The 14,206-nt window shown below is 64.6% G+C and carries 14 protein-coding genes and 1 pseudogene; 8 read left to right on the top strand and 7 right to left on the bottom strand.

Annotated elements, in window-relative coordinates:
• The first annotated feature begins 602 nt into the window (after window positions 1-602).
• Window positions 603-1,370: a 5'/3'-nucleotidase SurE gene (gene surE, locus H8B02_RS36590; RefSeq protein WP_092113995.1), complete on the top strand. Its 768-nt coding sequence runs from the start codon at window positions 603-605 to the stop codon at window positions 1,368-1,370.
• A 100-nt stretch (window positions 1,371-1,470) separates the two neighbouring features.
• On the opposite strand, the gene H8B02_RS36585 is transcribed toward surE, so the two are convergent.
• Window positions 1,471-1,848 carry a response regulator gene (locus H8B02_RS36585; protein WP_083991871.1) on the bottom strand — a complete coding sequence of 126 codons (378 nt, stop codon included), beginning with the start codon at window positions 1,846-1,848 and terminating at the stop codon, window positions 1,471-1,473.
• Window positions 1,849-2,219: 371 nt separating this feature from the next.
• On the opposite strand from H8B02_RS36585, the gene H8B02_RS36580 reads away from it, so the two are divergent.
• Both H8B02_RS36580 and H8B02_RS36575 read left to right on the top strand, forming a co-directional pair.
• Window positions 2,220-2,876 carry a protein-L-isoaspartate(D-aspartate) O-methyltransferase gene (locus tag H8B02_RS36580; protein WP_229170667.1) on the top strand — a complete coding sequence of 219 codons (657 nt, stop codon included), beginning with the start codon at window positions 2,220-2,222 and terminating at the stop codon, window positions 2,874-2,876.
• A 109-nt stretch (window positions 2,877-2,985) separates the two neighbouring features.
• Window positions 2,986-4,362, top strand: a complete 1,377-nt coding sequence (locus tag H8B02_RS36575; protein WP_229170666.1) for a LysM peptidoglycan-binding domain-containing M23 family metallopeptidase — start codon at window positions 2,986-2,988, stop codon at window positions 4,360-4,362.
• A gap of 74 nt (window positions 4,363-4,436) precedes the next feature.
• Here H8B02_RS36575 and H8B02_RS36570 read toward each other — a convergent pair whose 3' ends face one another.
• The 3 genes from H8B02_RS36570 to H8B02_RS36560 all read right to left on the bottom strand — a co-directional run bounded on the left by H8B02_RS36570 (window position 4,437) and on the right by H8B02_RS36560 (window position 7,951).
• Window positions 4,437-6,065: a porin gene (locus tag H8B02_RS36570; RefSeq protein ID WP_229170665.1), complete on the bottom strand. Its 1,629-nt coding sequence runs from the start codon at window positions 6,063-6,065 to the stop codon at window positions 4,437-4,439.
• A 356-nt stretch (window positions 6,066-6,421) separates the two neighbouring features.
• The gene (locus H8B02_RS36565) at window positions 6,422-6,901 is read right to left on the bottom strand and encodes a hypothetical protein (protein ID WP_212319603.1); all 480 of its coding nucleotides are present in this window, start codon (window positions 6,899-6,901) and stop codon (window positions 6,422-6,424) included.
• 66 nt (window positions 6,902-6,967) lie between these two features.
• Window positions 6,968-7,951 (bottom strand): ATP-binding protein, encoded by a 984-nt coding sequence (locus tag H8B02_RS36560; RefSeq protein WP_229170664.1) that lies wholly within the window; start codon window positions 7,949-7,951, stop codon window positions 6,968-6,970.
• A gap of 190 nt (window positions 7,952-8,141) precedes the next feature.
• Between H8B02_RS36560 and yajC the strand changes: the two genes are divergently transcribed.
• Genes yajC through H8B02_RS36535 form a run of 5 tightly spaced genes read left to right on the top strand, consistent with a single transcriptional unit; the run spans window position 8,142 to window position 12,423 of the window.
• Window positions 8,142-8,498 (top strand): preprotein translocase subunit YajC, encoded by a 357-nt coding sequence (yajC, locus tag H8B02_RS36555; RefSeq protein ID WP_212319607.1) that lies wholly within the window; start codon window positions 8,142-8,144, stop codon window positions 8,496-8,498.
• 40 nt (window positions 8,499-8,538) lie between these two features.
• Window positions 8,539-10,134 (top strand): protein translocase subunit SecD, encoded by a 1,596-nt coding sequence (gene secD, locus H8B02_RS36550; RefSeq protein WP_229170663.1) that lies wholly within the window; start codon window positions 8,539-8,541, stop codon window positions 10,132-10,134.
• A gap of 10 nt (window positions 10,135-10,144) precedes the next feature.
• The gene (secF, locus tag H8B02_RS36545; RefSeq protein WP_229170662.1) at window positions 10,145-11,173 is read left to right on the top strand and encodes a protein translocase subunit SecF; all 1,029 of its coding nucleotides are present in this window, start codon (window positions 10,145-10,147) and stop codon (window positions 11,171-11,173) included.
• Between the two features lie 6 nt (window positions 11,174-11,179).
• Window positions 11,180-11,563 carry an Mth938-like domain-containing protein gene (locus H8B02_RS36540; protein ID WP_092114014.1) on the top strand — a complete coding sequence of 128 codons (384 nt, stop codon included), beginning with the start codon at window positions 11,180-11,182 and terminating at the stop codon, window positions 11,561-11,563.
• Window positions 11,560-12,423 carry a phytoene/squalene synthase family protein gene (locus H8B02_RS36535; protein ID WP_229170661.1) on the top strand — a complete coding sequence of 288 codons (864 nt, stop codon included), beginning with the start codon at window positions 11,560-11,562 and terminating at the stop codon, window positions 12,421-12,423. The genes H8B02_RS36540 and H8B02_RS36535 overlap by 4 nt, the downstream gene beginning before the upstream one ends.
• Before the next feature lie 2 nt (window positions 12,424-12,425).
• Here the strand turns inward: H8B02_RS36535 and H8B02_RS36530 are convergent, their stop codons facing one another.
• The 3 genes and pseudogenes from H8B02_RS36530 to H8B02_RS36520 form a co-directional block, all read right to left on the bottom strand.
• Window positions 12,426-12,704 (bottom strand): DUF1488 family protein, encoded by a 279-nt coding sequence (locus H8B02_RS36530; RefSeq protein ID WP_229170660.1) that lies wholly within the window; start codon window positions 12,702-12,704, stop codon window positions 12,426-12,428.
• Window positions 12,705-12,779: 75 nt separating this feature from the next.
• The gene (locus H8B02_RS36525) at window positions 12,780-13,883 is read right to left on the bottom strand and encodes a serine/threonine protein kinase (RefSeq protein WP_229170659.1); all 1,104 of its coding nucleotides are present in this window, start codon (window positions 13,881-13,883) and stop codon (window positions 12,780-12,782) included.
• Window positions 13,884-13,888: 5 nt separating this feature from the next.
• Window positions 13,889-14,206 (bottom strand): annotated as a pseudogene (locus tag H8B02_RS36520) (methylenetetrahydrofolate--tRNA-(uracil(54)-C(5))-methyltransferase (FADH(2)-oxidizing) TrmFO); the annotation flags it as partial.

Below are 14,206 nucleotides of genomic sequence, written 5' to 3'. Positions count from 1 at the left end.
CCCGTCGTAGAGCCGGCCGAAGAGGTGCCCGCGCGGCCGCCCAAGCCCGAACCGCCCAAACTCGAGACGCCCAAGCCTGATGCGCCGAAGCTTGAGCCTCGCAAGGTTGAACCCGTCAGATCCGAGCTCCCCAAATCGGAGCTTCCGAAGGCTCCGAGGCCCGAGCTTCTCCAGGCGGCTCCGGTCACTCCCGAGCCGCGCAAACCTGAATCTCGGAGGGGCGAACCGCCCAACGTTGAATCGCCCAGGGCCGAAGCTTCTAAGCCTGAAGCTGCCAAGGTCGAACCCGCCAAAGCTGAACCTGCGAAGACTGAGCCCCTCAAATCCGAGGTTCTCACGTCCGAGGCCGCGCCGGCTAAGAAGCTCGAAGCGTCAGCGCTGGCGCCGGTTGTTACGGCCGTTCGGCGGTCAGCCGGAGCGGCCTGGCCGGTGTTCGACCGCAAGATCGCGGGCAGCGGTAGATTCGTGCATCCGTGGCGCGTCACGTCGGCGCGATGGCACGCGCCGGGTTTGCCTCCGCGGCCCTAGCCGGTTAAGACGGCAATCAACTCAAGACACCGCAACTCAAGAAACCCGCGTCGGAACAAGAGGCACTTTGACGGATGCGTATTCTCTGCACCAATGATGATGGCATCCACGCCCCCGGCCTGCAGGTCGTCGAGCAGATCGCACGCTCATTGTCCGACGACGTCTGGATCGTCGCCCCCGAGCTCGACCAGTCCGGCGTCTCGCATTCGCTGTCGCTCAACGATCCGCTGCGTCTGCGCGAAGTCAGCCCGCGTCACTTCGCGGTGCGCGGCACGCCGACCGATTGCGTCATCATGGGCGCGCGCCACATTCTCGGAGACAAGCTGCCCGATCTCGTGCTGAGCGGCGTCAACAAGGGCCGCAACGTCGCCGAGGACGTGGTCTATTCCGGCACCATCGCCGGCGCGCTGGAAGGCACCATCCTGGGCTTTCCGTCATTTGCGTTGTCGCAGGAGTTCTCGATCGAGACGCGCAATGCGCCGCTGTGGGAGACCGCGCTGAAATTCGGACCCGACATCATCCGCAAGGTGATCGGCGCAGGCGTTCCCCGGAACACCGTCATCAATGTCAACTTCCCGTCCTGCATGCCTGACGACGTCAAGGGCATCCGGATCACGCGGCAGGGCAAGCGCAATCAGGGTTTCCTGAAGATCGATCGCCGTCACGACGGACGCGGCAATCCGTATTTCTGGATCGGCTTCGAGCGCGCGGCGATGATGGATGCGCCGGCCGAAGGCACCGATCTCGCCGCGCTTGCCGCGCGCTACGTTTCGGTGACGCCGCTGCGGCTCGACCGCACCGATGAGGCATTTTCGGAAGCGCTGACCGCGACGCTGAAGTGATGTTCGCGTAGCCCGGATGAGCGAAGCGATATCCGGGGTGGGTCTGAGTTTTGAATCCCGGATGTCGCTGCGCTCATCCGGGCACAGACCGTTGCGCTCGTTAAACCGGCGCACTCCGCATTGCGCTGGAGATCACCTGCGCCAGCGTTTCCAGCTGGAAGGGCTTTTGCAGCGCCGGACGATCACGATACTCCGGGGGCAGGCCGGACGAGCCATAACCGGTCGCGAAGATGAAGGGGCGGTTGCGGGCGTTGATCAGCTCGGCGACCGGGGTGATCACCTTGCCGTTGACGTTGACGTCCAGGATCGCGAGGTCGAATTCGGTCGATTGCGCGAGCTTGACCGCTTCGCCGATCTCGCCGGCCTCGGCCGCGACGCTATGGCCGAGCTCTTCCAGCATATCGGCGACCATCATCCGGATCATGACCTCGTCCTCCACGAGGAAAACTGAACAGCCCGCCGGCCGTGTCGCTGTCATGATGGAATCCTTGCCCGTCCCTGAAATAGGCTCGCAAATAACACCATAAGGCGCAATCTAAACGTTTGGGAATTAGCCGGTTTCCAGCGCGCGACGCTGCGCCGCCGGATCGTTCTGACTGACTTGTTGCGCAGGATTCACCAGGCTCCGACCGGGCGCAAACCGTACAACCAGAGTCCCCGCGCCTGGGCGTTAACCGCGCATCTCGGTCGATTATATGGGAAGCTACCGTGTTGGCGCCAACACGAAATCGGACTGCTGGTTCCTGACCGGGAACAAATGGTGACGGGAAATTTTTCCTTAACGCGGTATTTCGGATTTCAATGGCATCAAGCCAAGGCAAGATTCCGCGCTGCCGCCTAGAGACGCTGATGAACATGGCCGTGAAGCCCGATCCGACCGAGAAGATGATGTTTCAGCTCACCCTGCGGCGGCGAGGGGTGAGCGATCAGGCGGTATTGCGCACCATGGAGGAGGTGCCCCGCGAGGTGTTCGTCGATCCGCGCGATCGCAACGAGGCCTACCGCGACAGTGCGCTTGGGATCGCCTGCGGGCAGACCATCAGCCAGCCTTTCGTCGTCGCCTACATGACCGAGCAGCTGCAGCTGCAGAAGGACCACCGCGTGCTCGAGATCGGCACCGGCTCAGGTTACCAGGCGGCTGTGCTGTCCCGGCTGTGCAAGCAGGTTCTGACCATCGAGCGCTACCGGACGCTGGCCGACGGTGCCCGCAAGCGCCTCGAAAAGCTGGGCTATTACAACATCGAGGTGCTGCTCGGCGACGGCTTCGACGTTCCGGCGGGGGCCGGCGATTTCGACCGCATCATCGTCACCGCGGCGATGGAGCAGATCCCGGAGAAGCTGCTGGAGCGGCTCGATGCCGGCGGCGTCCTGATCGCCCCGGTCGGGCCGCATCAGGGTACCCAGACCTTGGTCCGCGTGGTGCGGACGCAGAGCGGCTTCGACCGCAAGGATTTGGTCGACGTCCGCTTTGTGCCGGCGCTGCCGGGAATCGCCCGCGAATTGTAATTCGGCGATTTGCTGCTTGGCGCCAACGCCTTATTCGCAGGGTTAAGCGGTTATTTACTCGCGAGGTGTTTACTCAAAACAGTCTTTTGTTGCGTACGAGTGAGTAACCATGTCTGGGGTTGTCGAGTTGCTTCGCTCGCGTCGCGTACCGCAGGTTGCGGTGCTGACGCTGATGTCCATGGCTTTTGCCGGTTGCAGCGCCGACATGTCGTCGCGCTTCTCGCAAAACTCCTACTCACAAAATCCGTTTGCGTTTGATCCGCAGCCGACCGGCACCGTGCAGGCAGCGCCACCGCGCGAGCTGCCGCAATACGCGCGGCCAAGAACGCAACCGCAATATTCACAGTACCAGTCACAGCCGTTGCCGCCGCCGGTTGCGGCGCCGCAGTCCTACCCGGTCGCCAATGCGGGTGTCTCCGGAGGAGGGCGCGGGCTTTCGTCCTACACGCCGCCGCCGGCGCGCGCGCAGATCGAGGCCACCGGCACCGTTCCGCAATCGGTCGCGGCTGCGCACGCCGGACACAGCGGCACCACCATCATCGTCGGCACCAGCGATACGCTCGAATTGCTGGCGCGCCGCTACAACGTCTCGACCGCCGAGATCCTGCGCGCCAATGGCTACAAGGGACCGCGCGCGCTGTCGCCCGGCCAGCAGCTGGTCATTCCGCGCCCGATGGCCGCCGCCGCAGCACCGGCGATGGCCGCGCCGGCCACCCGGCCCGTTGCCGTGGCAGCGGCGCCTGCCGGCGTCCACTATGTCAATCGCGGCGACACGCTGCACAGCATCGCGCGCCAGCACCACATTCCCGTGGCTGAGCTTGCCCGCGCCAACAATCTCGATCAGTCGGCCCGGCTGAGCCTCGGCATGAAGCTGGTGGTGCCCGGCGCCAAGACTGCGATGGCGGCTCCGGCGCCGGTTGCGCAAGGCGTTGCTGCCGCACCGGTTGCGGTTGCCCCGGCACCGGCCATGGCGGCCCCGAAGGTTGTCGCGACGGCGCTGCCGCAGCAGAGCGCGCGGCTGGTTCAGCCGACCGCGACCGTCGAACAGCCGGCGGCCGCCGCAGAAGCGCCCGTTGTCACCAAGTCGAGCGAAGCCACCGGCGCATTGCCGACGTTCCGCTGGCCGGTGCGCGGCAAGGTCATCACCGCCTACGGCTCCAAGACCAACGGCAAGGTCAATGACGGCATCAACGTCGCGGTGCCCGAAGGCACGCCGGTGAAGGCGGCCGAAGACGGCGTCGTCGCCTATTCGGGCAATGAGCTGAAGGGCTATGGCAATCTCGTGCTGGTTCGCCATTCCAACGGCTATGTCACCGCCTACGCCCATACGAGCGAAATCCTGGTGAAGCGCGGCGATACCATCAAGCGCGGCCAGGTGATCGCCAGGTCGGGCCAGTCGGGCGAGGCGGGCTCGCCGCAGCTCCACTTCGAAATTCGCAAGGGATCGTCTCCGGTCGATCCGCTCCAGTTCCTCAACGGCGCGTAAGCTACGCGCCGGGACTTCCAAGTCTCACAACAAAGACAACGGGGTAGGCGTAAGCCTCCCCCGTTTTGTTTGATCTAGAAGTCGAAGGTCATGCCTGTCGTCACGGCGCTCGCCTTGTTGCCTGCGACCACGTTATTGTTGGCATCGCGTCCGCACACGCCATAACCATGACCGCTCACGCCGAGGCAGTAATGCGCGCCGGGGCCGTTGCGCAGGTAACTGCCGACGAGGTACCAGGTCGCAAACGGGCTGAAGTGGTACTTGATGCCCGCTGCATACTGGTCGGCGCTGCTGTCGAGCGTGTTGAGCGCAAAGTCGGCCGATCCCGGTGCCGGAGTGACGGTGTAGTTATTGAGCACGCCGGTGCCGGGCGAGCCGGGTGAGGCGTTGGCGTGGGCCCATGACGCGCTGACGTCCCAGGCGCCGACGCTCTGGGTAGCGCTGAAGAAGTAGCCGTCGCGCGACCGCTCGTTGAAGTCGGCCACGGTGTTCTCGCGCCGCATCACCTCGTAGATGCCATAGAGCTGCAGCTTGCCGATGCCGTCGTCGAGGCGATACCCGGCGCCGATCTTCGCGGCCCATTCGTTGGCGATGCCGACGGATCCCGGCGGAACGATCAGCACGCCGCCGTTGCTCAACGGCGTGACGGCTTCATCGCCGGTGCGGTTGGTGCCCTCATGCATCTCGTAGGCGGCGACGGCTGTGAACGGCCCCTGATTGTAGGTCAGCGAGGCGCTGTACAGGTTGCCATAGGAGCCGTCGGTGCAGCCTTCGGGCGCCGCCGTCAGCGGGAAGCCGCTGCCGCTGCCGCGCGCGGACGTGGCGGGGCAGTTGAAGTCGCCGAGCGCGAAATCGCTGTTGTCCTTTGCGGTGTTCTGCCCGGGCGAGATCATCAGCGTGGTCTGGAAGCCGTTCCAGACCGGCGATTCGTACCAGAGCGCATGGGCCGCACGCCAATCGAACTCCGCGCGCAGGTCGCCGCCGGTATTGCCCATGATCGAGTTGTAGTCGCCGAGCGTCGCCGAGAACGGATCGAACTTCGATGTGGCTTTCTTGTAGGGCGTATCCGATTTGCCAGCCTTGATCGTGCCCCACGGCGTTGCCATCCCGATGAAGCTGTCGCGCGTTCCGAGCGCGGCACGCTCGGTCGGAACCGCGGCGACCTCGACGAGAGATTCAAACTGGGCGACGGCGGCCCACCCGGCGAAGCCATACGGCGCGAGATCGTGACGCGCGTGGACGCCGAAAAAGGTGAGGTTGCTTGCCACACCGAACTTGGTGCCCTGATCGAACACGCCGGCGTTGAAGACGTCGCCGGATAGATCCACGTGGCCGTAAAGGGTGACGGTGGTGTTGTCGACGAAGACGTTGCCACCCGGCGCCTTGCTGTAGAGCGGCGCGCCTCCGATGCTGACGACGGCATGCTCGGGAGCCGGTGGCTTCGGGGATGGCGCGACGCCGGCATGCTGTACCGGGTTGCCCTTTGGGGTTGTGGTTGCCGCAGGGGGCGCGGCGCTGCGGCTTGTGATGTTGTTCACGCGATCCCGGAGCTGTGCATTCTCCTTCGCGAGCTTCGCATTGTTTCGTTCGAGCGCATCCAGACGCGCCATCACGTCGTCGAGCGTTGCTGCCTGCACCGGCTGTTGCGTGAGCGCCAGGCCGATCGCCGCGAGCGCGGTTCCGGCGAGAAGTCCCTTCTTCATCTAATCCCCCCTTTGTCAGAGCGCCTCAGCGGTGTGCTGAGGGTCACAAAGTGGAGGAACGTTAATGTATACCACACACCAGATACATGGACGCGGGCGAGCTAAGGCAGATAAACACCCGATGTGACTTAAATGGTACTATGATACTATTGCGCTGCATCAATTTGTCGCATCTTGGATTTTGGAATAAGATTTGACTTACATGCATGTGGTTGAATGCTTGATCAGAAATTCAATCTCAAAAGTAAGACAGCAATGCTGATATAAAATATTGCAGTGCAGAAACCGGGCTTGATTTGGAATAATGGATGCCAGTTTCTGCCTAGTTCGAAGCGAACTCGCGCCTGGCCGGAGGCCTAGACCGGTTGCCAGGGATCTCGCTCGTCAGAGAGACGCTCGACCATGTCGCTCAGGAATTGCGGCGGTCCAAACGCGTGCCAATCTCCGTCCGATTGCAGCAGCAGGGGACGCCGCGCGTCGCGGCTGAAGGCCTCCAGCCACGCGCGCGCCTTGGCCTTCGGACGAGCGCCGATGGCAACCGCAACGTCGACCGGGATTGTGCGCCAGACAAAGCTTGCCGGAAGAAAGATGACATCGGATCTATCCGGACGCATCCAGTCGGGCAGCGGGCTTGTCGGCGTAAGCCAGCCGCAGACGAATTTCCGGCACGGATCGACCGGACGCTCGTCGTAGATCGTGCATTTGCCCGCGCTGCTGAACGGGCACGGCTGTCCCGGATGGACGTCGTGGCCACGTATCCGGATTTTCAGCCAGCCGTCGCAGCAAGCGGTGCACTCGCCACATTGTCTCGCAGTCGTGCTGGGTTCGGCCGGCATGCGTCGAGTGTACCCATGCCGCACCGAATTCAGAAGGCCTGCGACTTGCCGGACGTGCGGCTCGCGCTATGTGCCGCTCAGCCGCACGCCGAGCCGGCCGGCGAGTTCCTGCGTGTACTGCCAGGCGACGCGGCCGGAGCGCGATCCGCGGGTGGTCGACCATTCGAGCGCCTCGCGCTCGAGTTTGTCCTCGGCGATCTTGATGCCGAAATGGTCGCAATAGCCCTTCACCATCGCGAGGTACTCGTCCTGGCTGCAGCGGTGGAAGCCGAGCCAGAGACCGAAGCGGTCCGACAGCGACACCTTCTCCTCGACCGCTTCGCCGGGATTGATCGCGGTCGAGCGCTCGTTCTCGATCATCTCGCGCGCCAAGAGATGCCGCCGGTTCGAGGTCGCATAGAGGATGACGTTCTCGGGACGTCCCTCGATACCGCCTTCCAGCACCGCCTTGAGCGATTTGTACGAGGCGTCGTTGCCGTCGAAGGAGAGGTCGTCGCAGAACACGATGAAGCGGAACGAGGAGCTGCGCAGAAGCTCCATCAGGCCGGGCAGGCTCTCGATGTCCTCGCGGTGGATCTCGATCAGCTTCAGCCGGTCGGCCGGTTTGCGATCGACATTGAGGCTGGCATGCGTCGCCTTGACCAGCGACGACTTGCCCATGCCGCGGGCGCCCCACAGCAGCGCATTGTTGGCGGGCAGTCCGTTGGCGAAGCGCTCGGTATTCTCCATCAGGATATCGCGCATCCGGTCGACGCCCTTGAGCAGGCCGATCTCGACGCGGCTGACGCGCGGCACCGGGGCGAGCCGTCCGTCCGGATGCCAGACAAAGGCGTCCGCGGCACCGAACGACTCGGCCGGATCGGGGGCCGGGGAGGCGGCCGCAAGGCGGCTCGCAATGGTCTCCAGGGCGTTCGCGATCCGCTCGGCAGCGGCGCCGTCGAGCGGCATTGCCGGGCGTTTTGTCGCGGCGTTTGCGGTACGCTTGGCGGCAGCCTGAGGGGCGGTTTTGCGGGCTGTTTTACTGGTAGTTTTCTTGGCTTTTTTCGGCATTTGTCCAGTTCCTGACGGCGCAGCCTTATCGGGCTGGCGGCGGTCCCGCAAGCGCCCTAAATGAAGGTCCGTTAACGTTGCAATTGGGACCGCGGCCGCTATAGTCCGCGCGAATTTGTCCGGACCGCCATACCGCCCCGAACCCGAGGGCACTGCCGGTCCTTTCCCGTCTTATCCGAGGATCGTCCGAATGCTGATTACTCCTGCGTTTGCTCAGGCTGGAGCTGGCACTGATACCAACAGCATGTTGATGTCGCTGCTGCCATTCGCGCTGATCTTCGTCATCATGTACTTCCTGATTCTGCGCCCGCAGCAGCGGAAGGTGCGCGATCATGCCGACCTCGTGAAGAACATACGCCGCGGCGACACCGTGGTGACCACGGGCGGCCTCGTCGGCAAGGTGACCAAGGTGGTCGACGACGACCAGATCGAGTTCGAGATTTCGGACGGCGTTCGCGTGCGGCAGATGCGCCAGATGATTTCGGGCGTGCGGACCAAGGGTGAGCCGGCGAAGGGCGATGCCAAGGACGAGGCGTCCGCGAGCTGATTGCCGCGGAGCCCTTTGCCGAATCTGACAGGTCAATTCGATGTTGTATTTCACGCGGTGGCGAGCGCTGGGGATTATCCTGACAGCGCTGGTGGTCTGCCTGTGCGCCGTGCCCAATTTCTTCCCCGAGGCGCAGGTCAAGACCTGGCCCGCCTGGGCGCAGCGGCGCCTCGTCCTCGGCCTCGACTTGCAGGGCGGCTCGTATCTGCTGCTCGAGGTCGACGCCAACTATGTGAAGAAGGATAAGCTCGAACAGGTTCGCGACGAGGCGCGCAAGGCGCTACGTGACGCCAGGATCCAGTTCACCGGGGGCGTGCAGATCCGCAACGACGGCGTCGACGCGCGGATCACGAAGGAGGCTGACGTTCCGGCGGCGCTGACCAGGCTTCGCGAGGTCGCGCAGCCGATCGGTGGTCTGCTCGGCTCCAGCGGCCAGCGCGATGTCGACGTGACGGACGCGGGGGGGGGCTTGATCCGCCTGACCGTGTCGCAGCCGGCGATGATCGAGCGGATGCGCAAGACCATCGAGCAGTCGATCCAGATCGTCGAGCGCCGCGTCAACGAGCTCGGCACCGTCGAGCCCTTGATCCAGCGTCAGGGCACCGACCGCATCCTGGTGCAGGTGCCGGGCCTGCAGGACCCGACCCATCTGAAGGAGCTGCTCGGCAAGACCGCGAAGATGGAATTCCGCATGGTCGACACCACGGCGTCGCCCGATCAGGCCACGGTGCCGGCGGACTCGGAGCGACTCGTGAGCGCGTCGCCGCCACCGGTTCCGTACATTGTGAAGAAGCAGGTCCTGGTTTCCGGAAGTGAACTCTCCGACGCCCAGCCCGGCTTTGACCAGCGTACCGGCGAGGCGATCGTCAGCTTCAAGTTCAATACCTCGGGCGCGCGCAAATTCGCTCAGGCGACCGCCGATAACGTCGGCCAGCCGTTTGCGATCGTGCTCGACAACAAGGTGATCTCGGCTCCCGTGATTCGCGAGCCGATCACCGGCGGACAGGGCCAGATCTCCGGCAGCTTCACGGTGCAGTCGGCCAACGATCTGGCGATCCTGATGCGCGCCGGCGCGCTGCCGGCACCGCTGACGGTGGTCGAGGAGCGCACGGTCGGTCCCGGCCTCGGCCAGGACTCGATCGAGAAGGGCGAGCTTGCGGCCTATGTCGGCTCGATCCTGGTCATCGTGTTCATGCTGATCACCTACCGGCTGTTCGGGGTGTTCGCCAACATCGCGGTGGCCATCAACGTCGCCATGATCTTCGGGCTGCTGTCGCTGCTCAACGCCACGCTGACCTTGCCCGGCATCGCCGGCATCGTGCTGACGGTGGGCATCGCGGTCGACTCCAACGTGCTGATCTACGAGCGCATCCGCGAGGAATTGCGCGGCGGCCGCAACGCGATCTCGGCGATCGACGCCGGGTTCAAGCGGGCGCTGGCAACCATCCTCGATTCCAACATCACCACCTTCATCGCCGCCGCCGTGCTGTTCTACATCGGCACCGGACCGGTGCGCGGCTTTGCCGTGACGCTCGGCATAGGCATCATCACCACGGTGTTCACCGCCTTTACCTTGACGCGCCTGATCGTCGCGGCATGGGTGCGGTGGAAGCGGCCGCAAACCGTGCCGATCTGAGAGGCCTATTGTGACTCATACCGTTCTGATTGGCCTTGGCATCCTGATCGCCGTGCTGACCGTGGTCGCGGCGCTAGGGCTGATGCCGGCGCTGCGCATCGTGCCCGACGACACGCATTTCGACTTCACGCGCTTTCGCCGCATCAGCTTCCCGATCTCGGCGCTGCTCTCGATCGTTGCGATCACGCTGTTCTTCACTCACGGCCTGAATTTCGGCATCGACTTCAAGGGCGGGACACTGCTGGAGGTACGGGCCAAGTCCGGCACCGCCGACATTGCCGCGATGCGCACGACCTTGAACGGTCTTGGTCTCGGCGAGGTGCAGTTGCAGCAGTTCGGAGGTCCGGCCGAAGTCCTGATCCGCGTCGCCGAGCAACCCGGTGGTGATCAGGCGCAACAGGACGCGGTGACGAAGGTTCGCGGCGCGCTCGGCGATTCCGTCGACTACCGCCGCGTCGAAGTGGTGGGACCGCGCGTCTCCGGCGAGTTGCTTGCCTACGGCATGCTCGGCCTGATGCTCGCGATCGTCGGCATCCTGATCTATCTCTGGTTCCGGTTCGAGTGGCAGTTCGCGCTCGGCGCCATGATCGCCAACGTCCACGACATCGTGCTGACGATCGGCTTCATGTCGATCACCCAGGTCGACTTCGATCTCACCAGCATCGCGGCGCTGCTGACGATTCTCGGCTACTCGCTCAACGACACCGTCGTCATCTACGACCGTATCCGCGAGATGCTGCGGCGCTACAAGAAGATGCCGATGCCGCAGCTTCTGAACGAATCGATCAACTCGACGCTGTCGCGCTCGATCATCACCCACGTCACCGTGACCCTGGCGCTGCTCGCGCTGCTGCTGTTCGGTGGCCAGGCGATTCACAGTTTCACCGCCGTCATGATGTTCGGCGTGGTGCTGGTCGGCACCTATACCTCGATCTTCATCGCGGCACCGATCCTGATCTATCTCGGCGTCGGCACCACGAGGCGCGACGCCGCCGACGATGAATCGGAGAAGAAGCCGAACGTGGCAGCCAAGAAGTAGCCGGTCATGAGTAACTCCTCGGACGCTCCCCATCTTCCGAGGTCGGCGCCAATCGAGGCCTACGGCAAGGGCGGCTTCGCGTTTGCCGATATGTCGCACCGCGGCTCGCTGCTGTGCCTGCCCGATGCGATCTGGGCCTGGGCGGTGACCAGGCCGCAGGAGATCGACGAATACGCGCTGCAGAAGGTATTCGCGGCCGCCAATGCGATCGACACGCTGATCGTCGGCACCGGCACCGAGGTCTGGGTGCCGCCAAAGGGCCTGCGCGAGGCCCTGCGCGCGGTGCGGGTGGTGCTCGACCCGATGCAGACGGGCCCCGCGATCCGCACCTACAACATCATGCTGGGCGAGCGGCGTCGCGTCGCGGCGGCGCTGATCGCGGTGCCATGAGCACGACGGAGGCGCCGACCGACGGCGCGGCGTTCTGCGCCGATCTGGTGCGGACCCATGACTTCGTGCGCTACGCGTCGACCTTGTTCATGCCAGGTCCGGAGCGCCGGGCGCTGCTCGCGATCTACGCCTTCAACATCGAGGTCTCGCGCGTGCACGAGCAGGTCAGCCAGCCGCTGCCGGGCGAGATGCGGCTGCAATGGTGGACCGACATGCTGGCCGGGGCCGGACACGGCGGCGTCGAAGGCAATCCGGTCGCGGCAGAGCTGCTGTATGCGATCCGCAATCACCGCCTGCCGGTCTCGCCGTTCTCGCTCCTGGTCGAGGAGCATCAGTTTGATCTCTACAACGACCCGATGCCGTCGCTGGCCGCGCTCGAGGGCTACCTCGACGCCACGGCATCGGCGCTGTTCGCGCAAGCCACGCGCGTGGTGGCGCGGCCATCGGAAGCGATCGATCATCTGGCCCGTCATGCCGGCCTTGCCCAGGGCATGGCGCAGGTCATCGCGGCGCTGGGCCGTGACGCGTTGCGGCAGCAGCTGTTTCTGCCGTTGCAGCTGTTGCAACAGCACGGCAGCAGCAGGGAGGAGGTGTTTGCCGGCAAGCCGACGCCGAACATCCGTGCTGCGATCGATCAGCTTGCAGACGAGGCGCAGGGCCACCTCAAGACCGCATTCGGGCTGCTTGCGGATGTGCCATCCGGCGTGAGGCCGATCTTCCTGCCGCTCGCTTACATCAGGCGCGAACTGAGCCGGGTGAGGAGGGCCGACTACGATCCGTTCCTGCCGAAGCCGGTCTCACGCCTGCGTACGCTCTGGACGTTGTGGCGAGCTGCGCGCACCGAAGAGTTCGGTCGCTAGCTCTATTCTTTCGAGATGTGTTTGGTGAAGATCCGGATCGTCGCGCCTTTGACCACCGGGCCGCTGTCAAAGATGTCGGATGCGATCATCTCGATCGCGTCGCGCAGCGCAATGAACTGCGCCTGCCGGGCCAGGCTCGGTGTTCCGCGCGTGCCGGCCAATTCGTCCATTGCGGCGTCGCTGATCTGACATTCAATTTCCTGATCGCCGTGCATCATGGTGAATCCGAACGCCAGGCGTTCGGAATCATATCCCCCGATACGGCCACGGGTGAGTGGCATTAAGCTTGTCCCTTGAGCGCGCTAGCCCTCACAAGATTGGCGCTTCGAGCTGCGTTTGTCGAGAGTGCGCGCGCTTCAGCCCGCCGGCCGATCCATCTCGGCAACTTCGAAATTGAAGCGGTCGCGCAGATTCTTGCGTTGCTCGAGGATGTCCTTGAGGAACTCGCGATCGGCGTCGCTGCGCATCATCGGCTCGATCAGGTCGATCTGGTTCATGGCGACGAGCTGCAGGATTTCGGTGCGCGGCTTGCCGGCCGCATCGCGCGGCAATGCATGCACGATCTGGATGTGTTCGGGCGGCTTGACGCCCTTGGTGGCGGCAAGCTCGTTGCGCAGCGTCTTTTCCAGCGCGGACTGGTCGGCCTCAACGAAGGCGTAGAGCCCGACGCCGACGCGCCGGTCGGCAAAGGCGACGATCGCGGTGTCGCGCACGTCGGGATTCCTGCGGATCAAATCGACCAGCACCGGCGCGTCGTTGACCAGCCGCCGGCCGCCGCCCTCGCGGTCGGTGAAATTGAAGATGCCGCGGGTGATCGCCTGATAGACCTTCTTGCCGGTCTTGAGCCAGACGCTGGCGACCGCGGACTTCTTCGCGAGCACCTTGCGCTCCTTCGGCGTCAACGCCTCCGGCGCGTAGCTGCGCTTGTGCTTCAACAGATGCCGCAGATCCTCATAGGCTGCGATGCGGAACAGCCGGCTGCGGTTCTTGAAGCAGGCAGCAAGCTGGAAGTCGGTGAGGTAGGCGCGGCCGTCGCGGCCGACCAGCCAGTTCTGCTCCTTGGCGAGGTCGTTGTGGCAGATGCCGGCACGATGCAGCTTGCGCAACGCGGCCTTGGCGGAGCGGAAATAGGCGACGTCGCCATGCGGCTTCGCCAGATGCAGCGCTGCGCCGTCGATGAAGCCGCGCACCAGCGCGCGCCTGCCTGCCCAGAGCAGCTTGGGGCCGACGTCGAGATCGCGCGCCAGGGTCAGCGCGCGGCGTTCGCGCGAGAACAGATGCAGCGCCACCGCGAACGACCAGAACGGCACCTGATCGAGCCGGCGCAGCACGCCCTCGACCTCGCCGTCATCGGTTCGGAAACGGCCGCGCTCGACCGTCGAGAACACGTCGCGCTTGAGCAGCACGCCCTGGCTCCATCGCGCCGACAGGGTGGCGTCGTCGTCTTTCGGCAAGCTCATGACTGTCAGGCCGCTGCCGCAACGCGCAGGTGCTCTGCGATCCAGTGGTCGAGGTCGGCGAGTGCCCGCGCGCTGATCGCCTGCTTCTTGGCGACCGTCTTCTCGTTGCCGCGCAGCCGCGAGCCGTCCGGCTTCTTGGTGGGAGCACTGGCCAATGGCGGGAACAGACCGAAATTGATGTTCATCGGCTGGAACGAGCGCGAGCCGGCGTCGATCGTCTCGATATGGCCACCGGTGATGTGGCCGAGCAGCGCGCCGAGCGCGGTGGTGGCGGGCGGCGGCGTCAGCGCGGTGCCGCGCATGTCGGCGGCAGCGCAGAGGCC

Source organism: Bradyrhizobium altum, from assembly GCF_020889705.1.
Lineage (GTDB): Bacteria > Pseudomonadota > Alphaproteobacteria > Rhizobiales > Xanthobacteraceae > Bradyrhizobium > Bradyrhizobium altum.
This window is presented reverse-complemented; position numbering and strand designations above follow the sequence as displayed.

Coding starts and splice junctions, on each gene's coding strand:
- H8B02_RS36530 (WP_229170660.1), bottom strand. CDS start 12,704: ATGCCACTCACCCGTGGCCGTATCGGGGGATATGATTCCGAACGCCTG.
- H8B02_RS36565 (WP_212319603.1), bottom strand. CDS start 6,901: ATGCCGGCCGAACCCAGCACGACTGCGAGACAATGTGGCGAGTGCACC.
- H8B02_RS36540 (WP_092114014.1), top strand. CDS start 11,180: ATGAGTAACTCCTCGGACGCTCCCCATCTTCCGAGGTCGGCGCCAATC.
- H8B02_RS36575 (WP_229170666.1), top strand. CDS start 2,986: ATGTCTGGGGTTGTCGAGTTGCTTCGCTCGCGTCGCGTACCGCAGGTT.
- secD (WP_229170663.1), top strand. CDS start 8,539: ATGTTGTATTTCACGCGGTGGCGAGCGCTGGGGATTATCCTGACAGCG.
- surE (WP_092113995.1), top strand. CDS start 603: ATGCGTATTCTCTGCACCAATGATGATGGCATCCACGCCCCCGGCCTG.
- H8B02_RS36525 (WP_229170659.1), bottom strand. CDS start 13,883: ATGAGCTTGCCGAAAGACGACGACGCCACCCTGTCGGCGCGATGGAGC.
- H8B02_RS36535 (WP_229170661.1), top strand. CDS start 11,560: ATGAGCACGACGGAGGCGCCGACCGACGGCGCGGCGTTCTGCGCCGAT.
- H8B02_RS36580 (WP_229170667.1), top strand. CDS start 2,220: ATGAACATGGCCGTGAAGCCCGATCCGACCGAGAAGATGATGTTTCAG.
- yajC (WP_212319607.1), top strand. CDS start 8,142: ATGCTGATTACTCCTGCGTTTGCTCAGGCTGGAGCTGGCACTGATACC.
- H8B02_RS36585 (WP_083991871.1), bottom strand. CDS start 1,848: ATGACAGCGACACGGCCGGCGGGCTGTTCAGTTTTCCTCGTGGAGGAC.
- H8B02_RS36560 (WP_229170664.1), bottom strand. CDS start 7,951: ATGCCGAAAAAAGCCAAGAAAACTACCAGTAAAACAGCCCGCAAAACC.
- H8B02_RS36570 (WP_229170665.1), bottom strand. CDS start 6,065: ATGAAGAAGGGACTTCTCGCCGGAACCGCGCTCGCGGCGATCGGCCTG.